This is a genomic window from Streptomyces sp. NBC_00376 (assembly GCF_036077095.1).
In the GTDB taxonomy this organism is placed as follows: Bacteria; Actinomycetota; Actinomycetes; order Streptomycetales; family Streptomycetaceae; genus Streptomyces.
On sequence record NZ_CP107960.1, the window covers coordinates 488,335 to 514,617 of the forward strand.

General features: G+C 72.5%; 14 protein-coding genes. 3 read left to right on the forward strand and 11 right to left on the reverse strand.

What is annotated here, in order from left to right; all coding sequences use genetic code 11:
- Positions 1 to 235 precede the first annotated feature (235 nt).
- Positions 236 to 667 (forward strand): SgcJ/EcaC family oxidoreductase, encoded by a 432-nt coding sequence (locus tag OG842_RS02450; protein ID WP_266727003.1) that lies wholly within the window; start codon positions 236 to 238, stop codon positions 665 to 667.
- Between the two features lie 92 nt (positions 668 to 759).
- On the opposite strand, the gene OG842_RS02455 is transcribed toward OG842_RS02450, so the two are convergent.
- From OG842_RS02455 to OG842_RS02490, 8 genes are all read right to left on the reverse strand, one after another.
- Positions 760 to 1,827, reverse strand: a complete 1,068-nt coding sequence (locus tag OG842_RS02455; RefSeq protein WP_266727005.1) for a class I SAM-dependent methyltransferase — start codon at positions 1,825 to 1,827, stop codon at positions 760 to 762.
- Positions 1,824 to 3,119 (reverse strand): glycosyltransferase, encoded by a 1,296-nt coding sequence (locus OG842_RS02460; RefSeq protein WP_266727007.1) that lies wholly within the window; start codon positions 3,117 to 3,119, stop codon positions 1,824 to 1,826. The genes OG842_RS02455 and OG842_RS02460 overlap by 4 nt, the downstream gene beginning before the upstream one ends.
- A complete protein-coding gene (locus OG842_RS02465; protein ID WP_266727009.1) occupies positions 3,116 to 3,943 on the reverse strand; it encodes an alpha/beta fold hydrolase in 828 nt (275 codons plus the stop codon). Before OG842_RS02465 ends, OG842_RS02460 begins: the two co-directional genes overlap by 4 nt.
- Before the next feature lie 3 nt (positions 3,944 to 3,946).
- Positions 3,947 to 4,273 (reverse strand): acyl carrier protein, encoded by a 327-nt coding sequence (locus tag OG842_RS02470; protein ID WP_266727011.1) that lies wholly within the window; start codon positions 4,271 to 4,273, stop codon positions 3,947 to 3,949.
- Positions 4,270 to 8,706, reverse strand: coding sequence for a beta-ketoacyl synthase N-terminal-like domain-containing protein (locus OG842_RS02475; protein ID WP_328512651.1), 4,437 nt, complete (start codon positions 8,704 to 8,706; stop codon positions 4,270 to 4,272). Before OG842_RS02475 ends, OG842_RS02470 begins: the two co-directional genes overlap by 4 nt.
- Before the next feature lie 80 nt (positions 8,707 to 8,786).
- Positions 8,787 to 15,689 carry a type I polyketide synthase gene (locus OG842_RS02480; RefSeq protein WP_266727013.1) on the reverse strand — a complete coding sequence of 2,301 codons (6,903 nt, stop codon included), beginning with the start codon at positions 15,687 to 15,689 and terminating at the stop codon, positions 8,787 to 8,789.
- A gap of 605 nt (positions 15,690 to 16,294) precedes the next feature.
- Complete coding sequence (locus OG842_RS02485) at positions 16,295 to 17,101, reverse strand: hypothetical protein (protein ID WP_266727015.1); 807 nt, start codon at positions 17,099 to 17,101, stop codon at positions 16,295 to 16,297.
- A complete protein-coding gene (locus OG842_RS02490) occupies positions 17,098 to 17,481 on the reverse strand; it encodes a hypothetical protein (RefSeq protein ID WP_328512076.1) in 384 nt (127 codons plus the stop codon). The genes OG842_RS02485 and OG842_RS02490 overlap by 4 nt, the downstream gene beginning before the upstream one ends.
- A 96-nt stretch (positions 17,482 to 17,577) precedes the next feature.
- On the opposite strand from OG842_RS02490, the gene OG842_RS02495 reads away from it, so the two are divergent.
- Together OG842_RS02495 and OG842_RS02500 are read left to right on the forward strand one after the other, a co-directional pair.
- Positions 17,578 to 20,991, forward strand: coding sequence for a CHAT domain-containing protein (locus tag OG842_RS02495; protein WP_266727019.1), 3,414 nt, complete (start codon positions 17,578 to 17,580; stop codon positions 20,989 to 20,991).
- 67 nt (positions 20,992 to 21,058) lie between these two features.
- Positions 21,059 to 21,775 (forward strand): tetratricopeptide repeat protein, encoded by a 717-nt coding sequence (locus OG842_RS02500; RefSeq protein ID WP_266727021.1) that lies wholly within the window; start codon positions 21,059 to 21,061, stop codon positions 21,773 to 21,775.
- Positions 21,776 to 21,893: 118 nt separating this feature from the next.
- On the opposite strand, the gene add is transcribed toward OG842_RS02500, so the two are convergent.
- The 3 genes from add to OG842_RS02515 are packed head-to-tail and all read right to left on the reverse strand — an operon-like array spanning position 21,894 to position 26,244.
- On the reverse strand, positions 21,894 to 22,904 hold the full coding sequence (gene add / locus OG842_RS02505) for an adenosine deaminase (RefSeq protein WP_266733397.1): 1,011 nt from the start codon (positions 22,902 to 22,904) through the stop codon (positions 21,894 to 21,896).
- Between the two features lie 35 nt (positions 22,905 to 22,939).
- On the reverse strand, positions 22,940 to 24,724 hold the full coding sequence (locus OG842_RS02510; RefSeq protein WP_266727023.1) for an adenine deaminase C-terminal domain-containing protein: 1,785 nt from the start codon (positions 24,722 to 24,724) through the stop codon (positions 22,940 to 22,942).
- A 50-nt stretch (positions 24,725 to 24,774) separates the two neighbouring features.
- The gene (locus OG842_RS02515; RefSeq protein WP_266727025.1) at positions 24,775 to 26,244 is read right to left on the reverse strand and encodes a purine-cytosine permease family protein; all 1,470 of its coding nucleotides are present in this window, start codon (positions 26,242 to 26,244) and stop codon (positions 24,775 to 24,777) included.
- Between the last annotated feature and the right edge of the window lie 39 nt (positions 26,245 to 26,283).

Genomic DNA, 26,283 nt, shown 5'->3' on the forward strand with positions numbered 1-26,283 from the left:
GCCAGCCACCGCCGAACGGCACCAAGACCCGGACCGCTTCCGGACCACATCGCCGACGAGAAACGTCAGATACAGCGTTTCCGCTGGTCAGGGACACGTTTGACGTGTACCACCAGCAGACGATGAACCTGCTCGTCTCGCGGCTTGACCTCAATCATGGTTGATGTTGTGGGGTGGGCGATGGCGGCTTTCGCAGCCATCACCTGATCAATTCGGCGCGGAGAAGGGCACTGTCATGACGAGCGACATTCTTGTAGTGGGGACGATTTCGCCGGAGACCCGGACCGCGGTGACCGATGTGGTGAAGCGCCTGGAGAAGGCCTTCAACGCGAAAGACCCGGTTGCGCTGGGCGAGCAGTACACCGAACACGCCTCCTGGACCAACGCGAGGGGCACGCGTCTTGACGGCAGGGAAGCGATCGCCGAGTTCAGCGCTCCGGCGCTGAAGAGCTTCCTGCGCGACTCCTTTGCCCGGTACGACGTGGTCAAGATGTTGGAGATAGCCCCCGCCGTGATCGCGGTGAACGTGGTGCAGACGCCCACCGACAGCGCGGGCAATCCTGTCGACGGTCCGTGGGGGGCGACGCTCTACGTGATCGCCGAGCAGGTGGACGGCTGGTGCATCGTGGCGGGCCAGAACATGGCCGTCGCCCCGCAGGCCGTGTGACACCCGGCCCTGATGCGGGCCAACTGCCCGGAGCCGATCGCGCGGGAATCCGCGCCGGGCAGCCGGGGCAGAGACGGCGCTCGCCCCGCCCGTCAGTCGCGCCGGGCCACGATCCGGTACGCGTTCGACACCCGAAGCCGGTACGACAGCGGCCGCACCGCGAACCGGTCGAGCAGGGTGCCCACCACCAGCGCCGGAATGCCGGCGATCAGCAGCGCCCCGCGCAGCGTGCGGCGCAGCCGGCTCGGTGGCTCGGGCAGCCACGGCGCATCGTCGCGCGGTGCCGCGTGGTTCAGCGCCAGCCATACGGCGGCCAGCAGGTCGACCGGGTCGTGCGGCTCGGCGTGCTGCTCGGCGAGCACTGTGAAGCCCATTTCTGTGAGCCGCGCCCGCAGATTGGCCACCGGGACGAAGTGCAGGTGCTGCGGCTGGAGCCAGGGCAGCCACCAACGGCCCAGCAACCTTGCACAGCGGCTCTCCGGGTCCGGCACCTCGATGAGGAGATGCCCGCCGGGCCGTACCGTCTCCCATGCGGCGCGCAGTTCACGATCGGGCTCGGTGCTGTGCTCCAGGTAGTGGAACATGCTCACCACGTCGTAGTGGCTGCCCAGCTCGGGTGCGAGGTCGGGGAAACTGCCCCGATGGCCACGGTCCACCCGGCCCTCGCGCTCGGCCAGTTCGACGCCGTCGGTGAAGTCGAGTCCGTCGAACACGGTGTGTGGCAGCACCGCTCGAGCAGCCGCGCAGAAGTGGCCGTGCCCGGTCCCGACGTCCAGCCATCTCTTCGGCGCGCAGTCGTACGGCAGCATCGACTCCGCCCGTCCCCGGTACATCTTGGTACGGCCCCCGAAGGTGTCACCGAGTTGTTTCTCGCCGAGCCCGTCGTAGAAGTCGCGGTAGTAGAAGTCCAGTCCCTGCGCGTTCAGCCGAGGGTTCTGGAAGGTGTGACCGCAGCCCTCGCAGCGGTCGAGGACGAAACGGCCCGGCTTGTGCTGGAGCAGGTCGGTGGTGCGCAGCCGGGTGGTCAGCTCCTGCGAACCACACCATGGGCAGTCGGTTCGGCGCGGCTCGAAGAAGCGCTCCCAGCCGGCGGCGATGTCCGCCTGATAGGCGGGCCGCAGCCGGGCGATCCGGTCAGTGGACTCGGTGTCTTCGCTCATCTGAACTCCCTGGCTGTTCCCGTACGTCGAGGGGTTGCATCGGCTGATTCGCAGTGCGCGAGAGTGTCTGTCGAAGTCGGAGCCGCCCGGGTGGACATGCCGGAGCCTTCCCGGGCGGCGGCACTGCCCACCTGACGCACAGCAAGATCATCGAGGTGGAGCGCGGCGGCACGGGCCCCACCCGCGGAACGGAACGCCGTACGGATCCGGTGGGCCCCGTCGCGGTATCCGGGGTCGTCCAGGACGGAGTCGACCGCCGAGGCCAGCTTCTGGACAGTGACCCGCCCGAACCGCACCCGCACCCCCGCCCCGGCGTCCACGACCTGTCCGGCCACTACCGGCTGGTCATCGCGGATGGGAGCGACCACGAGGGGAACCCCGTGCCACAGGGCCTCGCACACACTGTTGTGGCCGGCATGGCAGACCACTGCGCCAACGCCCCTTTCCAGGAGGGAGAGTTGCGGCACGGACGGCACGATCAGCACATCCTTGTCGCCGTCCCGCGCCGAGAGCACGCCACCGGGATCGGCGATGACCGACTGCACCCGGTCGGCCCGCTCCCGCAGCACGCTCCGGCACACGTCGAGGAAGCGGCCGCCGACGTCGGTATTGGCCGTGCCCAGGGTGACCAGGACGGTGGTGCGGCCGGCATCGAGCCATTCCCACGGGAAGCCGGCGGCGGACGGACGCGCCGTGATCGACGGACCGACCCAGCAGACCCCGTCGTGCGCGGAACCCGCCAGCTCCGGTGTGCTGAAGGCGAGGACGAGATGCGGTGAGAAGCGGGGGTCGGCCGTGCCCGCCGGGTCCCCGACGGCCTCCCTGAGCACGCCCAGCCGCTGCTGCAGCCACTGGCCGACCTTGGGAAGCCCGGCGAGGGGGTCGGTGAACTCGGCCGACGTGGTCGCCGAGGTCGCCCACGGCAGGCCCAGCCGCTCCGCGATCAGCGCGCCCGCGAAGGCCTGCTGGTCGGCGACGACGACATCCGGCCGGAACGCCTCGACGGCGGCCCGGACCCCCGGGGCCATCGACTCGGCCAGCGGCAGCAGATAGCGCTCCCACAGGAACTTCAGCGCCTCCGGACCGCGCAGCTCGGTCGGCCGCTCGCCCGGGGGCGCCCCGGCGCACGCCATGACGGGCCCGGCCCCGGGGCCCGCGAGTCGGCCGACCAGCGCCGGATCGGGGCACACCCATGCCACCGCATGTCCTGACGCGACGAGTTCGGCGGCGACACCGACGGTCGGGTTGATGTGCCCGACCAGGGGCGGGACGACGAAGAGGAAGCGGCTCACCCGGCCACCTCCGCCGCCACTCGCCCGGTGGTGCGGCCGGCCTCCTCGACGAGTGCCAGGATGTGCCGTCCGACCGTCCCGGAGGCCTCCACCAGGACCGAGTGCTCGTGCCCCGGAATCACCACGGTCCGGCAGTCCGGAAGCGTCGATGCCAGCCAGGGCGCGAGTTCGGCGAGATCGGAGTCGCCGCCGTACAGGCCGAGCACCGGGCAGCGCACTGCCGCGATCCGGCCTGCCGTCAGGACGCCGCTGGCCGGGATGTCCCGGCCGAGGGTGGTGTCGCGGGCCAGTCTGGCCGCGCCCTTGGCCAGGCGCGCGGTGTTGTGCCCGCGGTGGGTGCTGATCCAGGCGATCGCGTCGGGCTCGTTGTGGGCGAGTTGGGTCACGACGCGGGCCAGGATGCCCTCCAGCTTCTCTGCCCAGGCGGCGGTGGCCGGTTCGGACTCGATGAGACTGACGCTCGCCGCCCGCTCGGGGTGCCTGGCCGCGAAGCCGAACGCGATCGTGCCGCCGAAGGAGTTGCCGACCAGATGCACCGGACCGGTCACCGCCAGCCGGTCAAGCAGCGCCTCCAGGTCGTCGATGTTGTGCTCGACCGTGTAGCCCTCGGCGGGGCGTTCGCTGCGCCCGTGGCCGCGCAGGTCGTACATGACGACGTCGAGACCGGCGGCCGCGAACGCGGGTGCGACGGTGAAGTAGTAGCTGGCCAGGCTGTCGGTGAGCAGACCGTGCACCAGCACTACGGTGGCGGTGGCCGGTCGGCCCTCCCGGGGACCGATCCGCTGTACGTGCAACCGGACGGAGCCGGTGTCGACCATTGCCATGGCTCAGCTCGCCTCCCCGGCCTTCAGACTGGTCACGACGTACTCGACCAGCCGTCCGACGGTCAGTTCGATGATCTCGTCGAACTCCATACCGGCCAGGAACTCCGCGAAGTTGACCCGGTCCCCGTACCGCTCCTGGAGCAGCCCGGCCAGGGTGACGAGGTCGATGCTCTCCAGCTCCAGATCACGGTTGAAGGTGGTCCTCATGCCGATCTCGACATCGTCGAGGCCGTACTCGTCCTCCAGGAGCCGCGCCAGCATGCCGGTGAGGTCGGCGAGTACGGACTCCTCGTCGGCGGTGACGGGGGTGTGGGGGGTGGGAGCATTCATCGGGCGTCGTACTCCTTAACGGTCGGGTTTCCCGCCGTCCATGCGACTGCGTACGCGCGTTCCGGCAGCCGGGGCGGGTTGGTGGTCGGTACGCAGTGCACGGTGTGGGCGCGTTGCAGGCGGCCCGCGACGGCCAGCCGGTCGCCCGCCGGGGTCGCGTCGAGCACGGTGAAGTCCCGCGGCCGGCCGCCGAATCCGGTGCCCTCCGCCTTGGCGACGGACTCCTTGGCCGCCCAGAAACGGGTGAACCACACGGCCTCGCTCTCGCCGGTGTCGGCCGACAGGCGGTGCAGCAGCCGCAGCTCGTCCCCGCCGAGGGCGGCGGCGAGGGCCTGCGGGGTGCGGTCGGTGACCTCCTCGATGTCGATGCCGGGGCCGGGGCCGGTCCGGTGCGGTCGGACGATCGCGACGGCTGCCTCCGCGCAGTGGGCCAGCGAGACGTCCAGCGGGGGCAGGGTCCGTCCGTGCACGCCGGTGACGTACGGACGGCCCGTCTCGTCGTTGTGCACCCGCAGTTCCGCCGGGAAGACGGGGCCCTCGCCGTGGTCCCACAGCCACTGCCGCACCGCGTCCTTGACCGCGATGCGCCCCAGCAGCCACTGCCGGCGCCCGCGTGGGGCGTGGCGGGCGTACTCCGCGCGCTCCGCACCGCCCAGGGAGTTGCGCATGATCAGCTCCCTGGACGCCAGGTCCGGCCACCTCTCGTGCAGCAGCCGCCAGCCGCCGGGGCGCGGCTCGGACAGGGTGTTGCGATCCGGGAAGCGCTCGACGGGCCGGGTCTGCGGGTCGTTGTCGAAGCGGCGGTCCTGCCAGCCGTACAGCTCCGCCCACACGGTGCCCCCGGCCCTCAGCTGTACGTCGGCCTCCAGAAAGGCGTCGGTGAGCGAGGTGACGCGCACCAGGCATTCCACCTCTGTGCCCGGCGCCGGATGCGGCCCGTAGAACCGCATCTCCCGCATCCCGACCGGGAACACGACGGTGCGCTCGGAACGGGTCGCCATGATCCAGTAGCCGAGGAGCTGGCCGACGCTGTCCAGCAGCGCGCCGGGCGCGGAAGGGGTGGTGAGACGTCCGCGCACATGGCGGTCGCCGATCGCGGTGAGTTCGCTGACGCCCTGGAACGCCGGACCGTGGAACATCCAGCGCTCGGCGTAGAGCTGGGCAGCGGTGTGGTCGGGGGCGTGCTCGGCCCCGGGATCGGTGACCCATGGGGCGGGGGGCGGAGTGGGGTACGCGGCGGCGAGCTCCACGGTGGCGCGGGCCCGCGGGCCGAAGGAGACGGCGAGAAGGCCCGGATCCTTCGGCGTCACGGTCACGGGCACGTCGACGGCCGGGGTGGCGGTGAGCCACTCGTCGAACCGCGCGCCGTGCACGGCGACCGGCAGCCCGCCTGGGGCCGTCTCCTGCGCGGCGTCCACGATGTGCTGCACGATCGTCGTGGCCGGGACGACCGGCCACCGGTCGGCGATTTCGGGCCAGCCGGGCCGCTGGGGGAAGAAGCAGTGGTCCAGGAGGTAGGGCATGGTGTCGGGCGAGACACGGACGGTGGTGTGCCGCGGCCCGGCGGACGGAGCCGGCGCAGGCGTCGCCATCCTCGCGGACATGAGGGCGGCGGCCGTGTCCGCGGTCTCGCTCAGCAGGGCGCTCAGTTCGGCGGCAACCGGGGAGCTCTCGGCGAGGGAGTCGAGCGGCGACGGGCCGGCCGGCGCACGCGCGGGCGCACGCAGCCCGGCCCGAAGCTCGGTGAGCCGCTGGGGCGAGAGGGACACCAGAGCACCGCTCAAGTCCAGTCGCACCGAAGGCCGTTGATCGGTGGGTGCGGCCTCGGCGGGCTGCAGGGAGGGCGCCACCGCCGAACCCGCCGTCCACAGCGCGGTGGCCACCCGGCGCAGCTGGGCGAGGCCGGTGCGATGGGGCGAGTTGGCGGCGACCACCAGGTGGTCGTGACCGCCCAGGGTGTCGCTCACCAGGGAGCCGAGCTGACCGGGGCCGACCTGGACGAACACCCGGTGACCGGCCGCGTTCAGGGCCTCGGTCAGCTGCCGGAACCGCACGGGTTCCAGCAGATGCCGGATGAAGAGAGCCCGGATCCCCGTCTCGTCCTCGGGGAACGGCGCGGCGGTCGTGCCCGACCAGAGCGGGGTGTGCGGCGGATGCAGCCGGAACCGGCGGGCGGCCTCCTCGATCGGTCCGATATGAAGGCGCAGCATCGGCGTGTGGAAGCCCGAGCGGAACGGCAGGACCTGGCTGAGGACGCCCTGGGCGCGACGCGCCCGTACGAAGTCCTCCACCGCCGCCTGCGGACCGCACACCATCGACTGACCGGGTGCGTTGTCGTGCGAGAGGACCAGGCCCGCCCGGCTCCCGCCCTCGTCGCGCAGGGCGGCCAGGACGTGCTCGGCACCGGCGCCGATCGCGCCGAAGGCGAGACCGGGGACCGTCACCGAGTCGGGGTCGAAGGCGGCCATGAACGCGTCGACCTCGTCCCCTGAATACAGCCCGGCCGCGGCCATGGCCGTCCACTCGCCGACGCTGTGTCCGGCGACCGCGTCCGGCACGATCCCGCTGCGGCGCAACGCCGCGTCGAGGAGGCGGCCGACGGCGACCACGCCGAAACCGTGCCGGCCCACGTCGTCGGTCCGGTCTCCGTCGACTGCGGGGGCAGGCAGACCGAAATGGGCGGCCACGTCGTCGACCTGCGGGGTGAACTCGCCCTCCAGACCCGGGAACAGGAATGCCAGTCGGCCGTGGCCGGCGCCCAGGAGGGGGCTCGGCCGGAACCAGACGTCACCGCGTCCGTGCCAGCCTCGCCGCCGGGCGACCGCGCGGCGGGCCAGAGCGAGCCGTTTGGCGGTCGGTCCGACGATGCCGAGGCGGGCGCGGCCCGCCTCCGGGTGCGGGTGGCCGGGGGCGAGGCCGGCCGCCCGTACGGTGTCGTCGTCGGCGTCCAGCAGGGCGGCGAGGCTCGCCGGGGAGTCGGCGGCGAGCAGCAGGACGTGCTCGGGCTCGTCGACCTCGGCGACCGGGCGGGCCGGTGCGCCCGCGCGGGACCCGTGCCCGCCAGGGGCCTCCTCCAGCACCACATGCGCGTTGATCCCGCCGAAGCCGAACGCGTTGACGGCGGCCCGGCGCACGGGGCTGCGCTCGGTGGTCTCCCAGTCGGCGGCCTTCTCCAGGGTGCGGAACCGGGTACGGGCCAGGGCGGGGTGCGGGTCGTCGCAGTGCAGTGTCGGAAGGAGTGTGCGGTGGTGGACGGCGAGTGCGGCCTTGACCAGGCCGGCGACCCCGGCGGCCGGCATGGCATGCCCGATCATCGACTTGACCGATCCCAGAACCGCGTCACCGTCTCCGGGTCCGAACACCTCGGTGAGCGTGGCGAGTTCGGCGCTGTCGCCTGCCGGTGTCGCGGTGCCGTGCGCCTCCAGCAGGCCGACCGAGCCCGGCTCGGCGGGGTCGAGGCCGGCCGCCCGCCACGCCTGCCGTACCGCATGCGCCTGGCCACCGGGCTCGGGGTTCATGAGACCGGCCGCCCGTCCGTCGCTCGCCACTCCGGTACCCCGGACCACTGCGTAGATCCGGTCTCCGGCGCGCTCGGCGTCGGCCAGCCGCTTGAGGACCACAACGCCCGTCCCCTCACCGATCAGGATGCCGTCGGCGTCCCGGTGGAAGGGCCGGATGCGCTGGCTGGGAGAGAGAGCGCGCAGCTGGGAGAAGACGCTCCACAGCGTGATGTCGTGGCAGTGGTGGACGCCGCCGGCGAGCATCACGTCGCACCGCCCGGAGGCGAGTTCGCCCACGGCCTGGTCCACGGCGACCAGTGAGGAGGCGCAGGCGGCGTCCACCGTGTACGCGGGCCCGCGCAGATCGAGCCGGTTGGCGACCCGGGAGGCGGCGAGGTTGGGCACCAGGCCGATCGCGGACTCGGGGCTGTCCGGACCGAGACGCTCGGTGAACGCCTGACGCACTCCTGCGAGTTGGTCCCCCGTCAGCTCCGGGAGCAACTCCGCCAGTGTGCGGACCAGTTGGCCGGCCGTACGGACCCGCTGGTCGAGCCGGACCAGGCCGGGCGTGAGATAGCCGCCCCTGCCCAGAACGACGCCGACCCGCGCCCGGTCGGGGAGGCGATCCGTGCCACCCGCGTCGTCGAGGGCGGCCGCAGCCACGTGCAGGGCGATGAGCTGGTCGGGCTCGGTACCGGCCACCGAGTTCGGCATGATCCCGAACCGGGTGACCTCCACCTGCGCGAGCCCGTCCACGAACCCGCCCCGGCGGGCGTAGACCCGATTCGCGACGGCCGGGTCGGAGGCGGTGCCCGGGTGGTAGTACTCGGCGTCCCAACGCCCGTCCGGTACCGCGCCGATCGCGTCCACGCCGTCGCGCAGGTTGCGCCAGTAGGCGTCCAGGTCCGCGGCGCCCGGCAGCAGCACCGCCATCCCCACGATGGCCACCGGCACCTGTCGTGCGGCCCTGACCTGGGTGCTGAGACCGTGTCGGGCCGGCGCCACCACGGCCGTCACCAGCCCGAGGCGGTGTAGACGACGGCGGTGGCGGACTCCTCGCCCCAGGCGAGCTCCCGCAGCAGCGCCGCGGTCCCCTCCTCCGGGTCGATCAGCCGGATGCCGCGCCGGGCGTACTCCCGGGCCAGTTCGGCCCCGATCATTCCGCTGTGACCGGCCGAGGGTGCCCAGGGGCCCCAGTGCACGGTCACCACGCGTCGTCCGGTACGGGCGGCGAAGGCCGCGCCGAGGGTCTCCAGCGCGTCGTTGGCAGCCGCGTAGTCCACCTGGCCGCGATTGCCCAGGACGGCCGATATCGAGCCGAACAGCACGGTGAACGCGGGCGGTGCGGGCAGTTCCTCCAATGCGGTGAGCAGGGCGTCGGCGCCGGTCGCCTTCGTGGCGTAGACGCGTCGGAAGGACTCCGTGCTCTTCTCTGCGATGAGCCGGTCCTCGATCACACCGGCCGCGTGCACCACGCCGTCGAGCCGGCCGTGCTCGGCATGGATCTCCTTCACCGCCTGCAGTACCGCGTCCGGCTCACGGAAGTCGACCGACCGGTAGCGGGCCCGGCCGCCCGCTGCGGTGATCTCAGTCAGGGTGGCCGTGATCTCCCGCTGGGCGAGCAGCAGCTCGGCGGCGCGGTTGATCTCGGCCGGCTTCAGTCCGCCGCGGGCGGCGAGCGCGGCGCGCAGCTCGGCCGGGGTACGCGCGGACGCGGTGTCCGCGGCCTCCGGACCGTCCGGGGCGGGAGTCCGGCCGAGGAGTTCCAGACGGCAGCGTGCGGCGCCGGCGAGCACGGCGGCGAACTGTGCGGTGATGCCCCGTGCCCCTCCTGCCAGCAGCACCACGGAGTCCTGGTCCAGGCCGAGCGCGGTGGCTTCCGGGGTGCCCGCCCCGGCCGGTCCGGCGCCCGTGCTGCCGAGCACGCCGAGCGGCGCCGCCATCAGTTCGAACCCGTGCCGGCCTGCCGCCGTCCGCAGCACGACCGGTGTCCGGTCCGACACGACGGCCTCGGCGACCACGGCGTGCGCGAGCGCGGACGGCGAGGCGTCGGCGACCTCGACGACCCGGGCCACCGTCTGTGGGTACTCGCGCGCCACGGTCCGGAACAGACCCCGCAGCCCCGCGGTCCGGGGATCGGGCACCTCACCGTCGGCGGGCCGGACGGCCAGCAGCCATCGCGGGGCGCGCGCCAGGGCGGCCTTCAGCACGGGGAACGAGGCGGGCAGCAAGGGCATTTCGTCGGTGTCCGCGAGGGCCCCCGACCACAGCACGCCGTCCACCGGTCCGTCGGTCTCCGTCAGGACGTGGTCCCGGGCCCGTGCGGAGACCTCGGCGCCGTGGGACGCCAGGCGGGCGGCGACCTCGGGGGCGTCGCCGAGCAGGATCCAGCGGGTGCCCGCGAGAACGGACGACGGGTCGGTGCGGGCGTCGGCCCGCTCGTCGAGGAGGACCGGGCGCAGGAGGTGCCGTCCGGGGGGTTCGGCGGTGACCGCGTCCGGTCCGGGCTCCACCGCCCCCGGTCCGGGCTCCACCGCCGCCGGAGCGGGCTCCGCCTCCGCAGGGGCGGCGGGCCGCTCGGCCGGTCCGCCCATCCGCGCGGTCAGCCAGTCGGTCACCGCGGCGGCCGTCCGCGCCTTCGCCAGCTCCTCCAGCGCGTCGTCGTCCAGCGCGGCGAGGTCGGTGCCGGCCCCGGCACCCAGGCGCCGGGCCAGTTCGCCCGCGATCTCCGCCCGCTTGATGGAGTCGATGCTGAGGTCCGCCTCCAGGTCGAGGTCGGGCTCGATCATGTCGACGGGGTAGCCGGTGCGCTCGCTGATGATTTCCAGAACGATCCGCTGGACATCGGCCGGACCGGGGGGCTGCGCGGTTACCGGCTCCACGGCGGTGGCCGGCGTGGCCCGTTCCGGGTCCTTCATCGACGGCTGCGCCGGGGGAAGCTGTGGCACGGCCTGGATCACCTGCGGGGCCGCCGGGGACGGGACGGGCCGCGCGCCCGGGGCGGATCCGAGGTAGGTGAGCAGAACGTCCCGTTGGGCGGCGATCATCTCGCGGCTGGTGCGCAGAAATTCGGAGATGAGCGTGTCCTGGTCGGACGGTGCGCTGTGCGGGGAGTTCGTCGTCACAGTCGTCTCCAGGGTCTTGGTGACTCGTCGGGCCGGTGCGAGCGCGCCGGTGAGGAGGGCGCCGTCGGCGGTGCGGACCAGTTGTCCGTCGACCGTCCATCCGGGGAGCTTCGGCGCCGGGGTACGTGCCGCGTCCACCGCGTTCCGGCCGCGCAGCAGCCACCCGGCGCGCACCGGGAGCCCCGCGACGGCGAGCTCGGCCAGGGCGTCGAGCCAGCCGCGCAGGCCGCTGCCCGGCCGGGGTTCGCAGGCCACCGTGCGGTGCGGGCGGTCGCCGAGGATCTGCCCGACCAGCCGGGTGAGGACCGAGCCGGGGCCGGCTTCGACGAAGATGCGTGCCCCGGCCTCGTACATCGCCTCGATCTGCTCGGCGAAGGCGACCGGGGCACCGATCTGGGCGGCGAGTTCGGCCCGCACCGCGTCACCGTCGGCGGCGTACGGGGTGGCCGTGCGGTTGGACCACACGGGGAACTCGGGCGCGTGCACCGGCCGGGCCGCGAGCGCCTCGGCGAACCGGTCGGAGGCGGCGGCGACCAGCGGGCTGTGGAACGCGCAGGCGACGGGGATGCGCTTGGCACCGTGGCCGGCCTCGCGCAGCAGCCGGACGGCCTCGTCGACGGCGTCCGTCGGTCCCGAGATCACCGTCTGGCCGGGCGAGTTGCGGTTGGCGACGACCACACTGTCCGGCACGGACGCCGCCTTGAGTGCCTGCGCCACGTCCTCGGCGCCGGCCGAGACCGCGGCCATGGTCCCGGGGTCGCCCGTGTCGCCCTGGGCGGACTGCGCGGCCTGAAGGATCGCTGCCGCTCGCTCCGCGCTCAGTTCCAGCAGCGTTTCGGGGGTCAGTGCGCCGGCCGCGCACAGTGCCACCAGCTCGCCGTAACTGTGCCCGGCGGCCATGTCCGGCTGCACGCCGGCCGCGGTGAGCACGGCGTGCGCGGCGAGTCCCGTGACGCCGAGGGCGGGCTGTGCCACCCGGGTGTCGGTCAGCGCGGCCCGTTGCCTCTCGCGTTCGGTGTCGTCGAAGGCGGCGGGCGGATACAGGGTGTCGGCGTGGGCGCGGGCGAGTTCCAGATAGGGGCGGAGCTCCGGGAAGGCGACGAACAGGTCGGCGAGCATGCCGGTGCGCTGGCTGCCCTGGCCGGGGAAGAGGAATGCCACCTTGGCGCCGTCCGAGTCGCCGGTACCGGCCCGGTGGATGCCGCGTGCCGGAGCGGGGTCGGCCAGGGCCCGCCGCACCTTCTCGACCAGGTCGTCCACGTCCGTGGCCACGATGGCGACCCGGGCCGGGTCCGCGCTCGCGTCCGACCGCCGGGCCGCGCTCAGCGCGAGGTCCTGAAGCCGCCACGACCGGCCCTCGGGCTGAGCGGTTGCGAGGAGCTCCTCCATCGCCCGGCGGGCCGCGGCCTCGTTCCGTCCGCGGAACACGAACAGTTCGGCCGGCCAGGCGTCCAGTCCCCGCACGGGCGGTACGCCACCGGCGTGGGCGGCCAGCACCACGTGGAAATTGGTCCCGCCGAAGCCGAACGCGCTCACTCCGGCGCTCCGTTCCTCCGCGGGCGCCGCCCACGGCCGGGCCTCGGCGTGGAACGCGAAGGGGCTGGTGTCCGCCTCCCACGCCGGGTTGGGATTCTCGACGTGCAGGGTGGGCGGCCGGACGCCGTTGTACAGCGCCAGCAGCGTCTTGATCATTCCGGCGAGACCGGCGGCGCACTTGGTGTGGCCGATCTGCGACTTCACCGAACCGAGTGCACAGCCGCCTGGTTCCGCCCCGGCCTCGGTGAACACCTCGCTGAGGATGCGCAGTTCGGTGCGGTCGCCGACGACCGTCCCGGTGCCGTGCGCCTCGACGAGACCGACGTCCGCCGGTGAGACGCCTGCGTTGCGATAGGCGCGCTCCAGAGCCGAGCGCTGGCCCTCGGGCCTGGGCGCGGTCAGTCCGAGTGAGCGGCCGTCGCTGGAGGAGCCCAGGCCCTTGATGACGCCGTAGATCCGGTCGCCGTCCCGCTCGGCGTCCGCGAGCCGCTTGAGGACGACGCAGGCGATGCCCTCGCCGAGCGCGATGCCGTCCGCCGAGCCGTCGAAGGCACGTGAGCGGCCGGTGGGAGACAGGGCGTGCACGGAGGAGAACAGGACATAGTCGTTGATTCCGTTGTGCAGGTCGGCGCCGCCGCACAACACCACGTCGGAGGTGCCGCCGGCCAGCTCCTTGCAGGCGACGTCCACCGCGGCCAGTGACGAGGCGCAGGCGGCGTCGACGGTGTAGTTGGCGCCGCCGAGATCGAGCCGGTTGGCGATCCTGCCCGAGATGACGTTGGCGAGCATGCCGGGGAAGGAGTCCTCGGTGAGTCTGGGGAGCTGGTCGTCCAGACCCTCGGGGACACGGCCGTAGTACGAGGGCAGCACCGCCCGCAGCGTGGCCGCGTTCGACAGATCGCTGCCCGCCTCGGCGCCGAACACCACGGAAGTGCGCGAGCGGTCGAACTCCCGTCCACCGTCGCCGTATCCGGCGTCCTCCAGAGCCCGCCGGGCGGCCTCCAGGGAGAGCAGCTGCACCGGTTCGGTGCTGCCGAGAGACGTCGGCGGGATGCCGTAGCGCAGCGGGTCGAAGGGGATGCGGGGCAGGAAGCCGCCCCACTTGGACGGGGTGGACTCGCCATGGTGGACGGCCGGGTCCCAGCGCTCGGGCGGGACCTCGCTCACCGCGTCCACTCCGGCGACCACATTCGCCCAGAAGGCGGGCAGGTCGGGCGCCTGTGGGAACATGCACGCCATGCCGACGACGGCGACGTCGAGCGGAGCGGGCGCGACCGGCTCCCGCACCTCGCTCGCCGGGGCCGACTGCGCCGTCCGCAGGGCGAGATGCTCGGCGGCGCCCGTGGTCACCGACTCGTGCAGTGCCGCGACGGTCGTGGTCGCCGAGCGCAGCACGGCCACCTCGCCGGCCATGAACATTCCCTCGGCGAGCTGGCGTCGCTCGTCGACCGGAGAGAGGCAGCCGTCTGCGGATCGGTCGACGCCCTTGCTGGCGATGCGCAGCCGGCCGACGTTGAGCCTCTCCAGCTCCTCCCAGATCCGCCGGTCCGGCACGCCCTCGGCGCGCAGCCGGGCCTCCTGGTCGCGGTAGCCGGCGGTGAACGGGCTCGGTACGCACCGCGTCGCGTGCCCCGGCGCCGACTCCAGCAGCGTGGTGCGCTCGGCCTCCAGGACCTGCTGCTGGAAGAGCGGCCGGACCGCCCCGCGGGACACGGCCTCCTCGGTGAACAGATAAGCGGTACCCATCAGCACACCGACGGCCGCGCCGCGCGCGGTCAGCGGCGCGGCCAGAGCGGCGACCATCGCCGCCGACCGCTCGTCGTGCACGCCGCCCGCGAAGAACACCTCGAGGTCCGCGGCATCGTGACTCTCCAGGAAATCCTCCAGGACGGCCAGTTGGGCCTCCCAGAGCGCGAAACTTCCGCGCGGCCCCACATGCCCGCCGCACTCCGAGCCCTCGAACACGAACCGGCGCGCCCCGGCCTGGAGGAACTGCCGCAACAACCCCGGTGAGGGCACATGCAGAAACGTCCGGATGCCATCCTGCTCCAGGGCCTGCGCCTGGGACGGCCGGCCACCGGCGATGATCGCGTGGGTCGGCCGCATCTCCCGTACGGCCTCCAGCTGGGCCGTACGCACGTCCTCCGGCGCGAAGCCGAGGACTCCCACGCCCCAGGGCCGGCCGGCCACCGCGTCCCGGGTCTCGGCCAGCATGGTCCGCGTCCGCGTGCCGTCCGCCAGCGCCAGGGCGAGGAAGGGCAGTGCTCCGTCGGCTGCCACCGCCGCGGCGAAAGCGGGGCCGTCGCTCACCCTTGTCATCGGCCCCTGCGCGACGGGGAGCCGGGTGCCGAGCGCCAGACTCATCGGCGATCCGGGCCGCAGGGCCCGTGCTGCCGTGTCGTCCCGGACGGCGCCCAGCACCGCTTCCCGCAGCGCGCGCACCGTTCGGCGCACATCGCCCCACCGCTCCGCGAACAGGGCGGCGAGGAAGCCGTCCTGGCCCACCGGGAGCAGTTGGGTACGCGGATCCCGCCCGCCCAGAAGCGCCGCCACCTCCTGCGGTCCGGCGCCCTCCGCGAGGCGCGGAGCGTCCGGGCCTCGCCGCAGCAGGAAACGGTGACCGGCCCGGACGACGGTTTCCGAGCCGTCACCGGTGCGCAGCACCGCGGCGACCGGTTCGGGCAGCGCCGACTCGGCGAGCAGCGCGAGCTGGCCGTCGAGGACGACGCCGGCCGCTCCGCCGGCCACCGCGGCGGCGGCCGTTCGAGGGCCGATGCCGCCGCATGCCCATACGGGCCGGGTCACCTCGGGCGCGGCGAGGAGTCGCTGGAGCAGGACGAAGGTGCTCAACTCGCCGATCCGGCCGCCGCACTCGGTGCCGCGAGCGATCAGGCCGTGCGCCCCGGCGCGTAACGCATCCTGTGCGCCCTGCAGGTCGGTGACCTCGACGAGGACGCGGAAGCGCGCCGCGAGCCCGGCGATCGTCCAGGCCGCGCCCGCTTCCCCGGCCGCCGCTGCGGCCGCGAGAACCACGGTGTGCGGACCGTCCGGAGTCAGGTCGGCCGGGGTGAGCCGGCAGTGCGCGTCGACCCGGACGCCGAACCTGCCCGAAGCCGTGCGCCGCAGTCGAGCGAGGGCCTCGCGGGATCTCCGCTCGCCGGCCCCGAGGTCGAGCACACCGAGACCGCCGGCCCGGCTGACCGCCAGGGTGAGCCCGGCATCGGGCTCACCGTACGGAGTAATGCCAATGATCATTTCTTCGGAACGCACAGCGGAGTTCATCATTCTCCGAATCAAGGGTGAGACTGCACGGTGGGGGGTTCTGTACAGAAACAGACACGGCGGCTCACCGGCTTCCTGCAGGGAAAAGCCCACCGCGGAACGCCGATATGAAGCGTGTGTTCGAAGCGGATTGAAAGGTAGTGGCGTGGTTACTCGCCGGTCAAGGTGCGAGTGAGTGATCGGCAACCGTCTTTTTCGCCCCCGTCGGTCGCGAGTGGAAGGCATGGCCGGAGGGAAACGGCTGAATTCCTTCCCGACAAGCCATCGTTCACCTGGACTGTTGCAACTCCCTTTACTCTGCGGCCAGTTGGGGATTGGCTGGTTGGGGTGCACAGCAGATCGGGAACGGGCCCGGCGGTTGTTTCGGGGGCTGTCGATGAGGCGCCTCGGACCGGGCGATGGGTGCCCCCACCGACCGGCCGGCAGTCAAAATGGCAGACTCCCGCGAATATGCCTGCGGAAATCGTCTGCCCGGGGCGAAGAACCCCCTGGTGTCGTACTCGGCCCGGAAGCGCCCGCGCTCTTCCAGGGGGTATGGAAAAAGGCGCCTGACCTGGCACAAGGACAGCCGCCATTCCTCACCCGCGCTTGTTGAGGATGTCGTTGATCCGTGCCCCCTCTTCGGGGGTGATCCGCCCGTGCGGCAAGTCGATGCCGAGGGTGTCAGCCAGTGGCCGCTGATGGATGTCGACCGCGGCCTCCACGAGGTCGGCGAGCGCGGCCCCGGACGAGCGGCCCCGCACCTGCCCGACGGCCACCGCGGCCAGGCCGACCAGCACGGACGGCCACCAGAAGGCACCCAGCAGCAGGTAGAGCATCCCCCACGCGGTGACTTCCGTGGCCGCCCGGTAGCGGGTGGTCGCGTCACGGATCGCGGCGGTCGCGGTGTCGGGGAGCAGCAGCCACAGCCGTGGCCAGGCGAGGGCCACGGCCAGGCCGTACTGCGCGTCGACGCGCTGGTCGACGAGGCGGAAGCGGTCGCCGATGGCAGTGGCACGCGCGGGCAGGTATCGCGCCGGCGGGGTGTGCCCGCGTCGGGCCTGCGCGCCCTGGGCCCTGCGCCGCCGCCGGGCCACCCACCGGGCGGGACGTCGGGCGACCCACGCCCGTCGTACTCCCGCGGCAGCTCCCTGTACGGCCAGTCCGGCACCCGTCGCGCCGAGCAGCGCCCCGGCCACCGCGAGCAGCACAGCCGCAGGCCGACCCGCCAGCTGCTGCCCGAGCCTGTGTACCGCGTCCTCCAGGCGCCCCGTGTCCAGCGCGTGCGGATGGCCGAGCCACCAGCCGCACATCACGGCGGCCACGAACAACGCGCCGGGAAGCACCAGCGCGCTGAGCCAGCGGTCGGCGAGCTTGCGGCCGACCTCCGTGAGGAGGCTGTTCACAGCGACCTGAAGACCATCGGCGCTTCGTCGATGACACAGCGCGGCTCGCGGCCGTTCTCGTCCGCGCCGGCGCGGCGCCCGCACCGGCCGCCCGGACAGCGGTAGGTGCCGCGCACGGTGACGGCATCGAGCCCGAAGACGTCCAGGGATTCGGGGTGGCCGTCCGCCGGGCGGCCGGCGGACTTGTCGGGGTCCGGTGCCGGCTCGTATCCCAGGAGCCGGCTCACTTCCGCCGCCGGGCGGCCGTCCCTGACGGCGGCGACGGCACGGTCGAGCCGGTCGAGCGCGTGGTCGTCGTCGGCCGCCGCGTCCTGAAGCTCCGGCAGGGCGGCACACAGCCAGGCGGCTGCGGCCCGGTCGTCCGGGGTCGGCGTCAACACACACCTCCTGGGCCGGCTTTGCCGGCATGCGACTTCTCGGCTCGATTACCGTATCGGTCAACAGGTGTGCCGCGACCGTGGGTTGGGGGTGAGGCCGTGCCGGATCAGGAACTTGCCGCGGCTGTGCGAGCCGTGACCGCGCTGGCCGAGCGATTCGAGCGGCACGAGGACCGTGACGCTGTGCTGGGCCTCGGCGTGCTGCCGGCGGCCGCGCCTCTGTGGCGCGCGGCGATGTCACCGCAAGGCACGTCCTTCGAGGCAATGCACGCACTGGCGCGCCTGCACTGGGCACGGTGCCTGGCGGAGAGCCCGTCCGACGGACCTGACGAGTTGTACGCGTCGCTGCTCCTCTACTCCCGGGTCGGCAGCCTGGACCGTGGAGTCGTACCCGACGAGGTGATGGACCTGCTGTCCCGCGGTCCGACCGTCGACCACCGTTTCCTCGGGCCCGAGCAGTGGGGCCGGCGCGCCATCGCGCTGCTCAAGACGCAGCAGTACACGGACGACCCGGACGAACTCGACCGGGTCGTGGACCTCTTCACCGCGACCGTCACGGCGTACCCGCCCGAGCACCGCTTCTGGCCGGGAGACATGGCCAATCTCGCGCTGGCACTGCGGATGCGGTTCGAGCGACGCCGCGACGACGCCGACCTGGAGCGCGCGGTGACGACGGCCCGCACCGCCCTGCGGGAAGGCCCGACCGGCAGTGAACTCGCCAACCTGCTCAACAACTTGAGCAGCGCGTTGACGGTCCGTGCCGGGGAAACGGGAAACCCGGTGGACGCGACGGAGGCCGTCCAGCTGAGCACCCAGGCACTACGCGGCGCCACGTCGTCCGAACTGCGGCGCATCTGCGAGAGCGGCCTGGTCGCTGCGCTCGCGACGCGCTTCGAGTTCACGGGCGACGTGGCTGATGTGGACCGTGCGGTGCTGCACGCCCGGGCCGTGGTGGCGGCTTCACCCGACACCGACCCGGCGAACACGCAGTACCGGTCCAATCTCGGCAACGCACTGCTCACGCAGTTCGAAGTCACACGACGACCCGAGCTTCTGCGCGAGGCCGTCGCATCGATGACCGCCGCGGTGAAGACCGCGGGGCCCAAGCACGTCAACAGGCCTCTGGCGCTGTCGGGCCTGAGCAGAGTGCTGCACGCCCGCTACCTGCTCAGTGACGACGTCCAGGACCTCGACGACGCGGTGGCCTCGATCGAGAACGCGCTGCGGGTGGAACGTGAACGGGGCCGGCCCCGTCCGCAGAGCTTCAACACCCACGGAACCGTGCTCCGCACCCTCGCGGACGCGACCGGGGAACGCATCCATCTGGACGCGGCCGTGGACGCGCACCGGGAGGCGTTGCGCCTGACGGCGCCGGATCATCCCCAGCGTGCGATGTACGCGTCCAATCTGGGGAATGTACTCCTGTACCGGCATGAGGGCGGGCCCGACCCGCTTCCCGTCAGCTTCGGCAACGCCCACCTGGAATCCGGACGCAGGCCGCGGCTGCCACGGGAGATCGAAAAGGGACTGAGCTCGCTGGTTCGCGAGTCCGGTGACGACGACTCGGCAGACCTGGCGGAGGCGGCGGAAGCCCACCGGCTGGCCGTGCGAGCCACCGGGCAGCACCAGCCGCAGCGGGCCGGCTACCTCAACAACTGGGGCAACAGCGCCCATGCCCGCTTCCGGGCCACGCAGCAGCGCGCGGACGGCGAGCAGGCTGTCGCCCTGTTCCGGCAGGCGCGCAAGGCCACACCGCCGTACGACCCCGTGCACACGCTCGCCACCCTCAACCTCGCCGCCACCCTGCTGGACCTGGGCGACGAGCACACGGCGGAGGCGTTGACGCTGTGGCGGGAGGTGGCCGGCGAGCGGTCCGCGCCGCAGTCGTCCCGGATCGAGTCGGCCGCGTCCTGGGGCAGGGTCGCGGCCGGGCACGGGCAGTGGCGCACCGCGCTGGACGGCTACGCGGCGGCGATCGAACTGCTGCCGTCGCTCGCCTCGCCCGGGGTGGACCGCGAGGTGCGCGAGCAGCGGCTGGCACGGTGGAGCGGTCTGGCCGCCGAGGCCGCGAGCTGCGCGATCGCCGCCGGTGACGCCGAGCGTGCGCTGGAACTGCTGGAGCAGGGCCGCGGCGTGCTGTGGTCCCAACTCCTCGACACCCGAGGGGACACGGACCTGTTGCGGACCACTGCCCCGGACATCGCGGACCGGCTCGCCGAGGTGGAGGCATCGCTCGACACCTCGCGCGGTCCGCAGGACGTCCATGAGCCCGAGGCGGACGGCGAGGCACGCTGGTGGGCGCGGGCCGCCAACCAGCGGCTGGTGTGGGCCGCCGAGCAGGAGGACCTCCTCGCTCGCGCGAGGGAATTGCCGGGCCTCGCGGACTTCCGCCGGCCTGCGACCGCGGCCCGGCTGCGGCAGGCCGCCGCCGGCGGGCCGGTGGTACTGGTCGTCGTCAGCCGCTGGGGTGCCACCGCCCTGGTGATCGACCAGGCGGCCACCACCGTCGTCCCGCTGCCGGACCTCGACCTCGTCGGCACGTTGGAGCGGGTCGTGCGCTACGTGATGGCGTTGGAACGGTACGGGAGCGGGCGGCGGAACGCCACCGCACGGGTCTCGCTGAACCTCATGGTGACCAGCACCCTCGACTGGCTGTGGGGTGCCGTCGCCGAGCCCGTGCTGACGGCGCTCGGCCACACCGCACCGCCCGCACCCGGCGAGGCGTGGCCCCGGCTGTGGTGGTGCCCGACCGGACCGCTGGCCCTGCTGCCGCTGCACGCCGCGGCCCGTGCGACGCCGGACGTGTTCGGCCCGAAGCCGCGGACGGCCGGCGACGCCGTGGTCGACCGGGTGGTGTCGTCGTACACCCCGACGCTGCGCGCGCTGATCGAGAGCCGGGCCGCCCGCTCCCCCGCCGACCTGCCGGCCCGGCTGCTTGCCGTCGGCATGCCGGACACCGCAGGTCTCGAACCCCTGCCCCAGGTGGACGTCGAACTGGCGGCGCTGCGAGGGATGTTCCCCGCTGTGACGGAACTGCGCGGCACGGCGGCGACCCGACAGGCCGTGCGCGAGGCGCTGCGCGGCCACCCTTGGACACACCTGAGCTGCCACGGCGGCCAGAATCTGGCTCGCCCCTCTCGCGGTGGAATCATGCTGTCCGACGGGACGCTGACCATCGCAGATCTGCACGCCGACCGTTTCGGGCAGGGCGAGTTCGCGTTCCTCTCGGCCTGCCGCACGGCCATGGGCGGCGTCACGGTTCCCGACGAGGCGATCACCATGGCAAGCGCACTGCAGTACGCGGGCTGGCGGCACGTCATCGGCACGTTGTGGCCGGTGGGCGCGGACACGGCGGCCCGACTCTGCACCCGGCTGTACGGAGATCTCACGGACGCGGGCGGCTTCGACCCCGATTCGACGGCGTACGCCCTGCACGACGCCGTACGGGAGTTGCGGGCCGAGGATCCCCAACAGCCGGTGCGATGGGCTGCGTTCGCACACTTCGGTGCGTGAGAGCTGGGTGCGATGCGGTGAAACGTAATACATTGCTGGACGAACTCACCGAGGAGGCGCCGAGCACATGGTCGTGTCGGATTCGTCGCCGGAGCTGCCCCCGGACGTCATGCGCCGCATGGATATCGCCCTCGACCTGAGCGAAGGGGGCCTGCACCAGCAGGCGGAGCCCGAACTGCGCGCGCTCCTCGCCGACTTCGAACGACTCCTGGGCCCGACGCACGACGAGACCATCGCCCTCTACGACGCCCTCGGCCACACGCTCTACCAGCTGGAACGCCTCCCGGAGGCAGAGGCGATGCACCGCGAGGCGCTGTCCCGCAGCCGCCGCGCCCACGGCCCCGACCACCCGGCCACGCTTGCGTACGCCCACAACCTCGGCGCCGCGTTGAGCATGGCCGGACACACCGAGGAGGGCATCGGCCTCCTCACCGACACGGCCGAACGCCGCGACCGGCTGCTCGGGCCCGACCGCCCGGAAACGCTTCGGACGGCCGCCACGCTCGGTTCGATCCTCTACTCGGCAGGTCGGAGCGAACAAGGCCTGGCAATCCTGGAGCACGTCCACGGCCGGAGCCTGGCCGTCCTCGGTCACGACGACGATCTGACCATGTCGGTCTGCAGTGACCTGGTCGCGGCCCTCCATACCTCCGGCCGCCGGCAGGAGGCGGCGACGATGCTGGCCGGCCTCCTCAGGACCTACGAGCAGGTGCTCGGTCCGAACGACATCACTACCCTGCGGACGCGGCAGCGGCTGGCGGCGATGGGCTGGATCATCAGGTGAATGGGGCGGATGTCTCGACGGGACCAAATATCGCGGCGCCCGCGAAGGTTGCGGCGACGTCGAGACCCCGGCAGGGAAAGGTCCTTGCCGGGGTCTCGGCGCGAACTGCCGTGCGCGTCTAGCGGTTCGCGTAGGCGTCGAGTTCCGCCAGGAAGCGGTCGCGGATCGCCGGGGCCGCCCAGGAGATGTCGATCGCGTTGCGCTGGAGGCGGACCAGGTCGGCGTCCGTGAGGGAAGCCGGGGCCGGGCGCAGGGCGGCCAGGTTCTCGGCGACGTAGCCGGGGAAGTAGGCCGGGTCGTCGGAGTTGACCGTGACCTTGACGTCCTGGTCGAGCAGGGCGCGGATCTCGGCGGCCTTCAGGCCGTCCGTGACGTGCGAGTTGGAGATCGGGCAGACCGTGAGGCCGAGGCCCTTCTCGCGGATGGCGGCGATCAGCGCCGGCTCCTCCAGGGCGTTGACGCCGTGGTCGATGCGGTCGACACCGATCTCCTCGATCACCTGGCGGATGTGCTCGGTGGAGTTCTTCTGGTCCACGTCGCAGTGCATCGTCAGTCGGTAGCCCTCGGCGCGGGCCCGCGCGAACACCTCGCGGAACTTGACCGGCGGGTTGCCCGCCTCGTCCGAGTCGAGGCCGACGCCCACGATCCAGTCCTTGTACGGCAGGGACTGCACCAGGGTCGTCATGGCGAACTCGGCCTGGAAGTCGCGCAGGAAGCACATGACGAGCCGGCCGGTGAAGCCGGTCGCGCGCTCCGCGTCGTCCAGGGCGCGGGTCAGGCCGCGGATCACGGTGTCGAACGCGACGCCGCGCGCGGTGTGCGCCTGCGGGTCGAAGAAGATCTCCGCGTAACGCACGTTCTGGGAGTGGGCCTTGGCCGCGTAGGCCGCCGCGAGGTCGTAGAAGTCCTGCTCGGTTCGGAGGACGGACATGCCCTCGTAGTAGACGGCGAGGAATCCGGGCAGGTCGTCGAAGTCGTACGCGGCCTGCAGCGCGGCTTCGTCGGCGTACGGCAGCTCGACACCGTTGCGCTCGGCGAGCGCGAACTTGAGGCCGGGCTCCAGGGTGCCCTCGATGTGCAGGTGCAGCTCGCACTTGGGCAGTCCGGCGATGAACGCGTCGACGTTCATGGTCATGATGCTCCTCAACTCCTGAGTTCTGTAAGTCAGTTGGCGACCGGGGCGGCGGCCGGGTCGAGGATGTCGACGACGTCCTGCGTGTGGTAGTTCACGACGCCGAGGTCGGTGACGGCGTACTCGGGGATCGCGGTGATCTCCAGGAAGATCAGGAAGCCGAAGGCGGACGGGAGTTCGCAGCCGAGCGCGCGGGCGGCGGCCTCCAGGCGGTCCTCGGCGGCGGCCATCTCCTCGGGCGCGAGGTCGGCGACGATGCCGGCCACGGGCAGCGGCAGGAACTCCTTGATCTCGCCGTTCTCGACGACGACCTGGCCGCCGCCGTGCTCGGAGAGGTGGTTGACGGCGAGCGCGATGTCGGCACGGTCGGCGCCGACGCAGATGATGTTGTTGTCGTCGGGCGCGGCGGAGGAGGCGATGGCGCCGGAGCGCAGCCCGAAGCCGTTGATCATCGCGGTGACGGTGGCGCCGTCGTTCTTGCCGTAGCGCTCGGAGACCGTGACGTAGAGGGCGTCGCGGTCGGTGTCGGCGCGGACCGTGCCGTCGACGACGGGCAGCGTCATCGGCACGCCCTTGCGGACGAACGGAACGGTGCGGTCCATCTCGACGACGAGCACGTCCGCGCTGTCGCCCTCGGCGCGCACGCCGATGCCGTCGGCGGTGACGGGGGCGACCTGGAAGGCCGGGGACAGGGCGGCGGAACGCTCGGGTGCCACGGGGGCGTCGAGCGTGCGGCCGCCCTCGGCGACCAGCTCGCCGCGCGCGAAGACCCGCTCGACCTGGAAGGACTCGGGAGAGTCGACGATGAGCACGTCGGCGTAGCGGCCGGGCGTGATCGAGCCGACGAGGTGGTCGATGCGGTACATCTCGGCGCAGTTGAGGGTGGCCATCTGGATCGCCTCGACAGGCGTCACGCCCGCCTTGATCGCCATGCGGACCAGCTTGTCGAGGTGGCCCTCGCGCAGGATGTCGGCGACGTGCATGTCGTCGGTGCAGAAGCCGACGCGGCGGGACTGGGCGCCGAACTCGGTGACGGTGCGCACGTTCTCGTTCATGAAGTGCGCGACGGACGACTCGCGGATCAGCAGGGACATGCCGGCCCGGAGCTTCAGCAGGGCCTCCTCGGCGGTGTAGCTCTCGTGGTCGAGGCGGACACCGGCGGCGGACAGGGCGTTGATGGTGGTGGGGGCGGCCATCGGGGCGCAGCCGAAGATCGGCAGGCGGTTGCGGTGGGCGAGTTCGAGGGCGCGCAGCACCTTCTCGTCACGGTTGAGGACGAACTCGGCGACGGTCTCCCACACGCCGAAGCATTCCGCCCACTCCTGGGTCTCGGCGTGCTCGTCGGGCCCGAAGGAGAAGCCGACCGTCGTCTCGGGCAGCGTGTACGGCGTCTTGAACGGCGCGCCCCAGAAGATCTTCATCGGCGACGCGTCGGCCTCGCGCAGCGCCTCGCGCACCCCGTCGAGCCCGGCGACGACGAGGAACTGGTCGAGCCCGGAGATCACCGAGGTGGTGCCGTAGCGGACGGCGGCGTCGGCGAACATCGTCACCGACAGCTTGGAGCACTCCAGGTGAAGATGGCCGTCGATGAGACCCGGGGTGAGGTACTTGCCGGTCGCGTCGACGATCTCCGTGTCCGGGCCCTCGTACGCGGCGACGTCGCCGGTGGCGGCGATGCGGTCGCCGGTGATGGCGACGTCGGCCGGGTAGATCTCACCGGTGCAGACGTTGACGAGTTGCCCGCCGCGGATGATCCGGTCGGCCTTGACGACTCCCTCACCGGCATCGATGAGCTGGCGGAGGCTGGGCTGGTTCATGGTGGTTCGGCTCCAGGAGAAGACGTACGGGGTGAGGGAGTCGGGGCGGTTCAGAGGGTGGCGGTCAGCTCGGCCTCGGCGCGCACGGTGCGCCGGGCCAGCAGCCAGTAGGTGACGCCGGCGACGAGGGCGCCCGCGAAGACGGACAGGTCCAGGCCGCCGGCGGCGTCGGACAGCGGTCCGGTGAAGACGGTCGAGTCGACCCAGAGAACGGCGGCCGCGAAGCCGAGCAGGACGGCGATCAGACCGGCGGGGCGGACGCCGCCCTTGTGCCAGTAGATGCCCTCGCTGCCGCTCTCCTTCGGGAAGAGGGACGGCACGTGGTAGCGGCCTCGGCGCAGCGCCCAATCGGTGAGGTAGACGGCGGCCCAGGGGCCGAGCCACAGCACGATGAGGCTGAGGAAGTTCGAGAGCAGCGTGTAGAAGTCGGCGGAGAAGACGGCCCACAGGGTGATGGCCGTGCACAGCGTGAGGTCGACGAAGACGACCATCCAGCGCTTGATCGGGATGCCGACGGCAAGCAGGTTCAGGCCCGAGGAGTACATGTCCGTGGTGTTCACGGCGAGCAGCGAGACGATCGCGAGCAGCAGGTACGGGGTGGTGAACCAGCCGGGCAGGATCTCCGGGAGCCCGGAGACGGGGTCGGCGGCGTTCGTGGTCGCGGTGGCGACGGCGGCGCCGAGGACCTGGAGCAGGATGTTGGGCACCATGCCGCCGAGCGCGGCGCAGGCGAAGACCTTGCGGGGCGCGGAGTCGGCGGGCAGGTAGCGCGAGTAGTCACTGCCCATGTCGGCCCAGGACAGGCCGCCGGACGCGGTGACCATGGCGAGCACGAGGGAGATCGTCACGAGGGACGGCGCGTCGCCGTGGGTGCCGAAGTCGGCCTTGGGGAAGACGAGGACGGCCATGACGGCGAACATCGCGGCGAAGATCCAGGCGAAGTACTTCTGGACCTTCATGATCAGGTGGTAGCCGGACAGCGGCAGCAGCATCTGCAGCCCGGCGGCGACCGCGATGACCAGCAGTTTCACCGGCGTGCCGGCGGTGACGCCGGCCTGGTCGAGCAGGGCGAGCCCGGCGAGCACGATCAGCACCATGCCGCCGGCCTCGAAGCCGACGAGCATGACCCAGCTGAGCAGCGCGGGCAGCTTGCCGCCGCGCGGGCCGAACGCGGCGCGCGAGACGGAGTGGGTGGAGGTGCCGGTGCGCGGGCCCTGGAGGCTGGTGAGGCCGGTGACGGCGAAGCCCAGGATGTTGCCGACGACGATGAGCGCGACCGCGTACCAGAAGGACAGGCCGAAGGAGACGACGAGCGCTCCGTAGACCACGGTGAACACGGTGGTGTTGGTGCCGGCCCACAGCCCGAACAGGCGGCTGGGGCCGCCCTGGCGTTCGGCGTCGGGGACGGCATCGATGCCGCGCTGCTCGACCGTGAAGACGGAGGCGGAGCCTTCCGGGGTCTTCGGGGGGTCGGCGGGCGCGGGAGATGCGAGCGGGGCGGAGCGGGTGGCCTCGGCCATGGTCGGCAGGCGTCCTTTGCGGGGTGAGCGGAGTGCCTA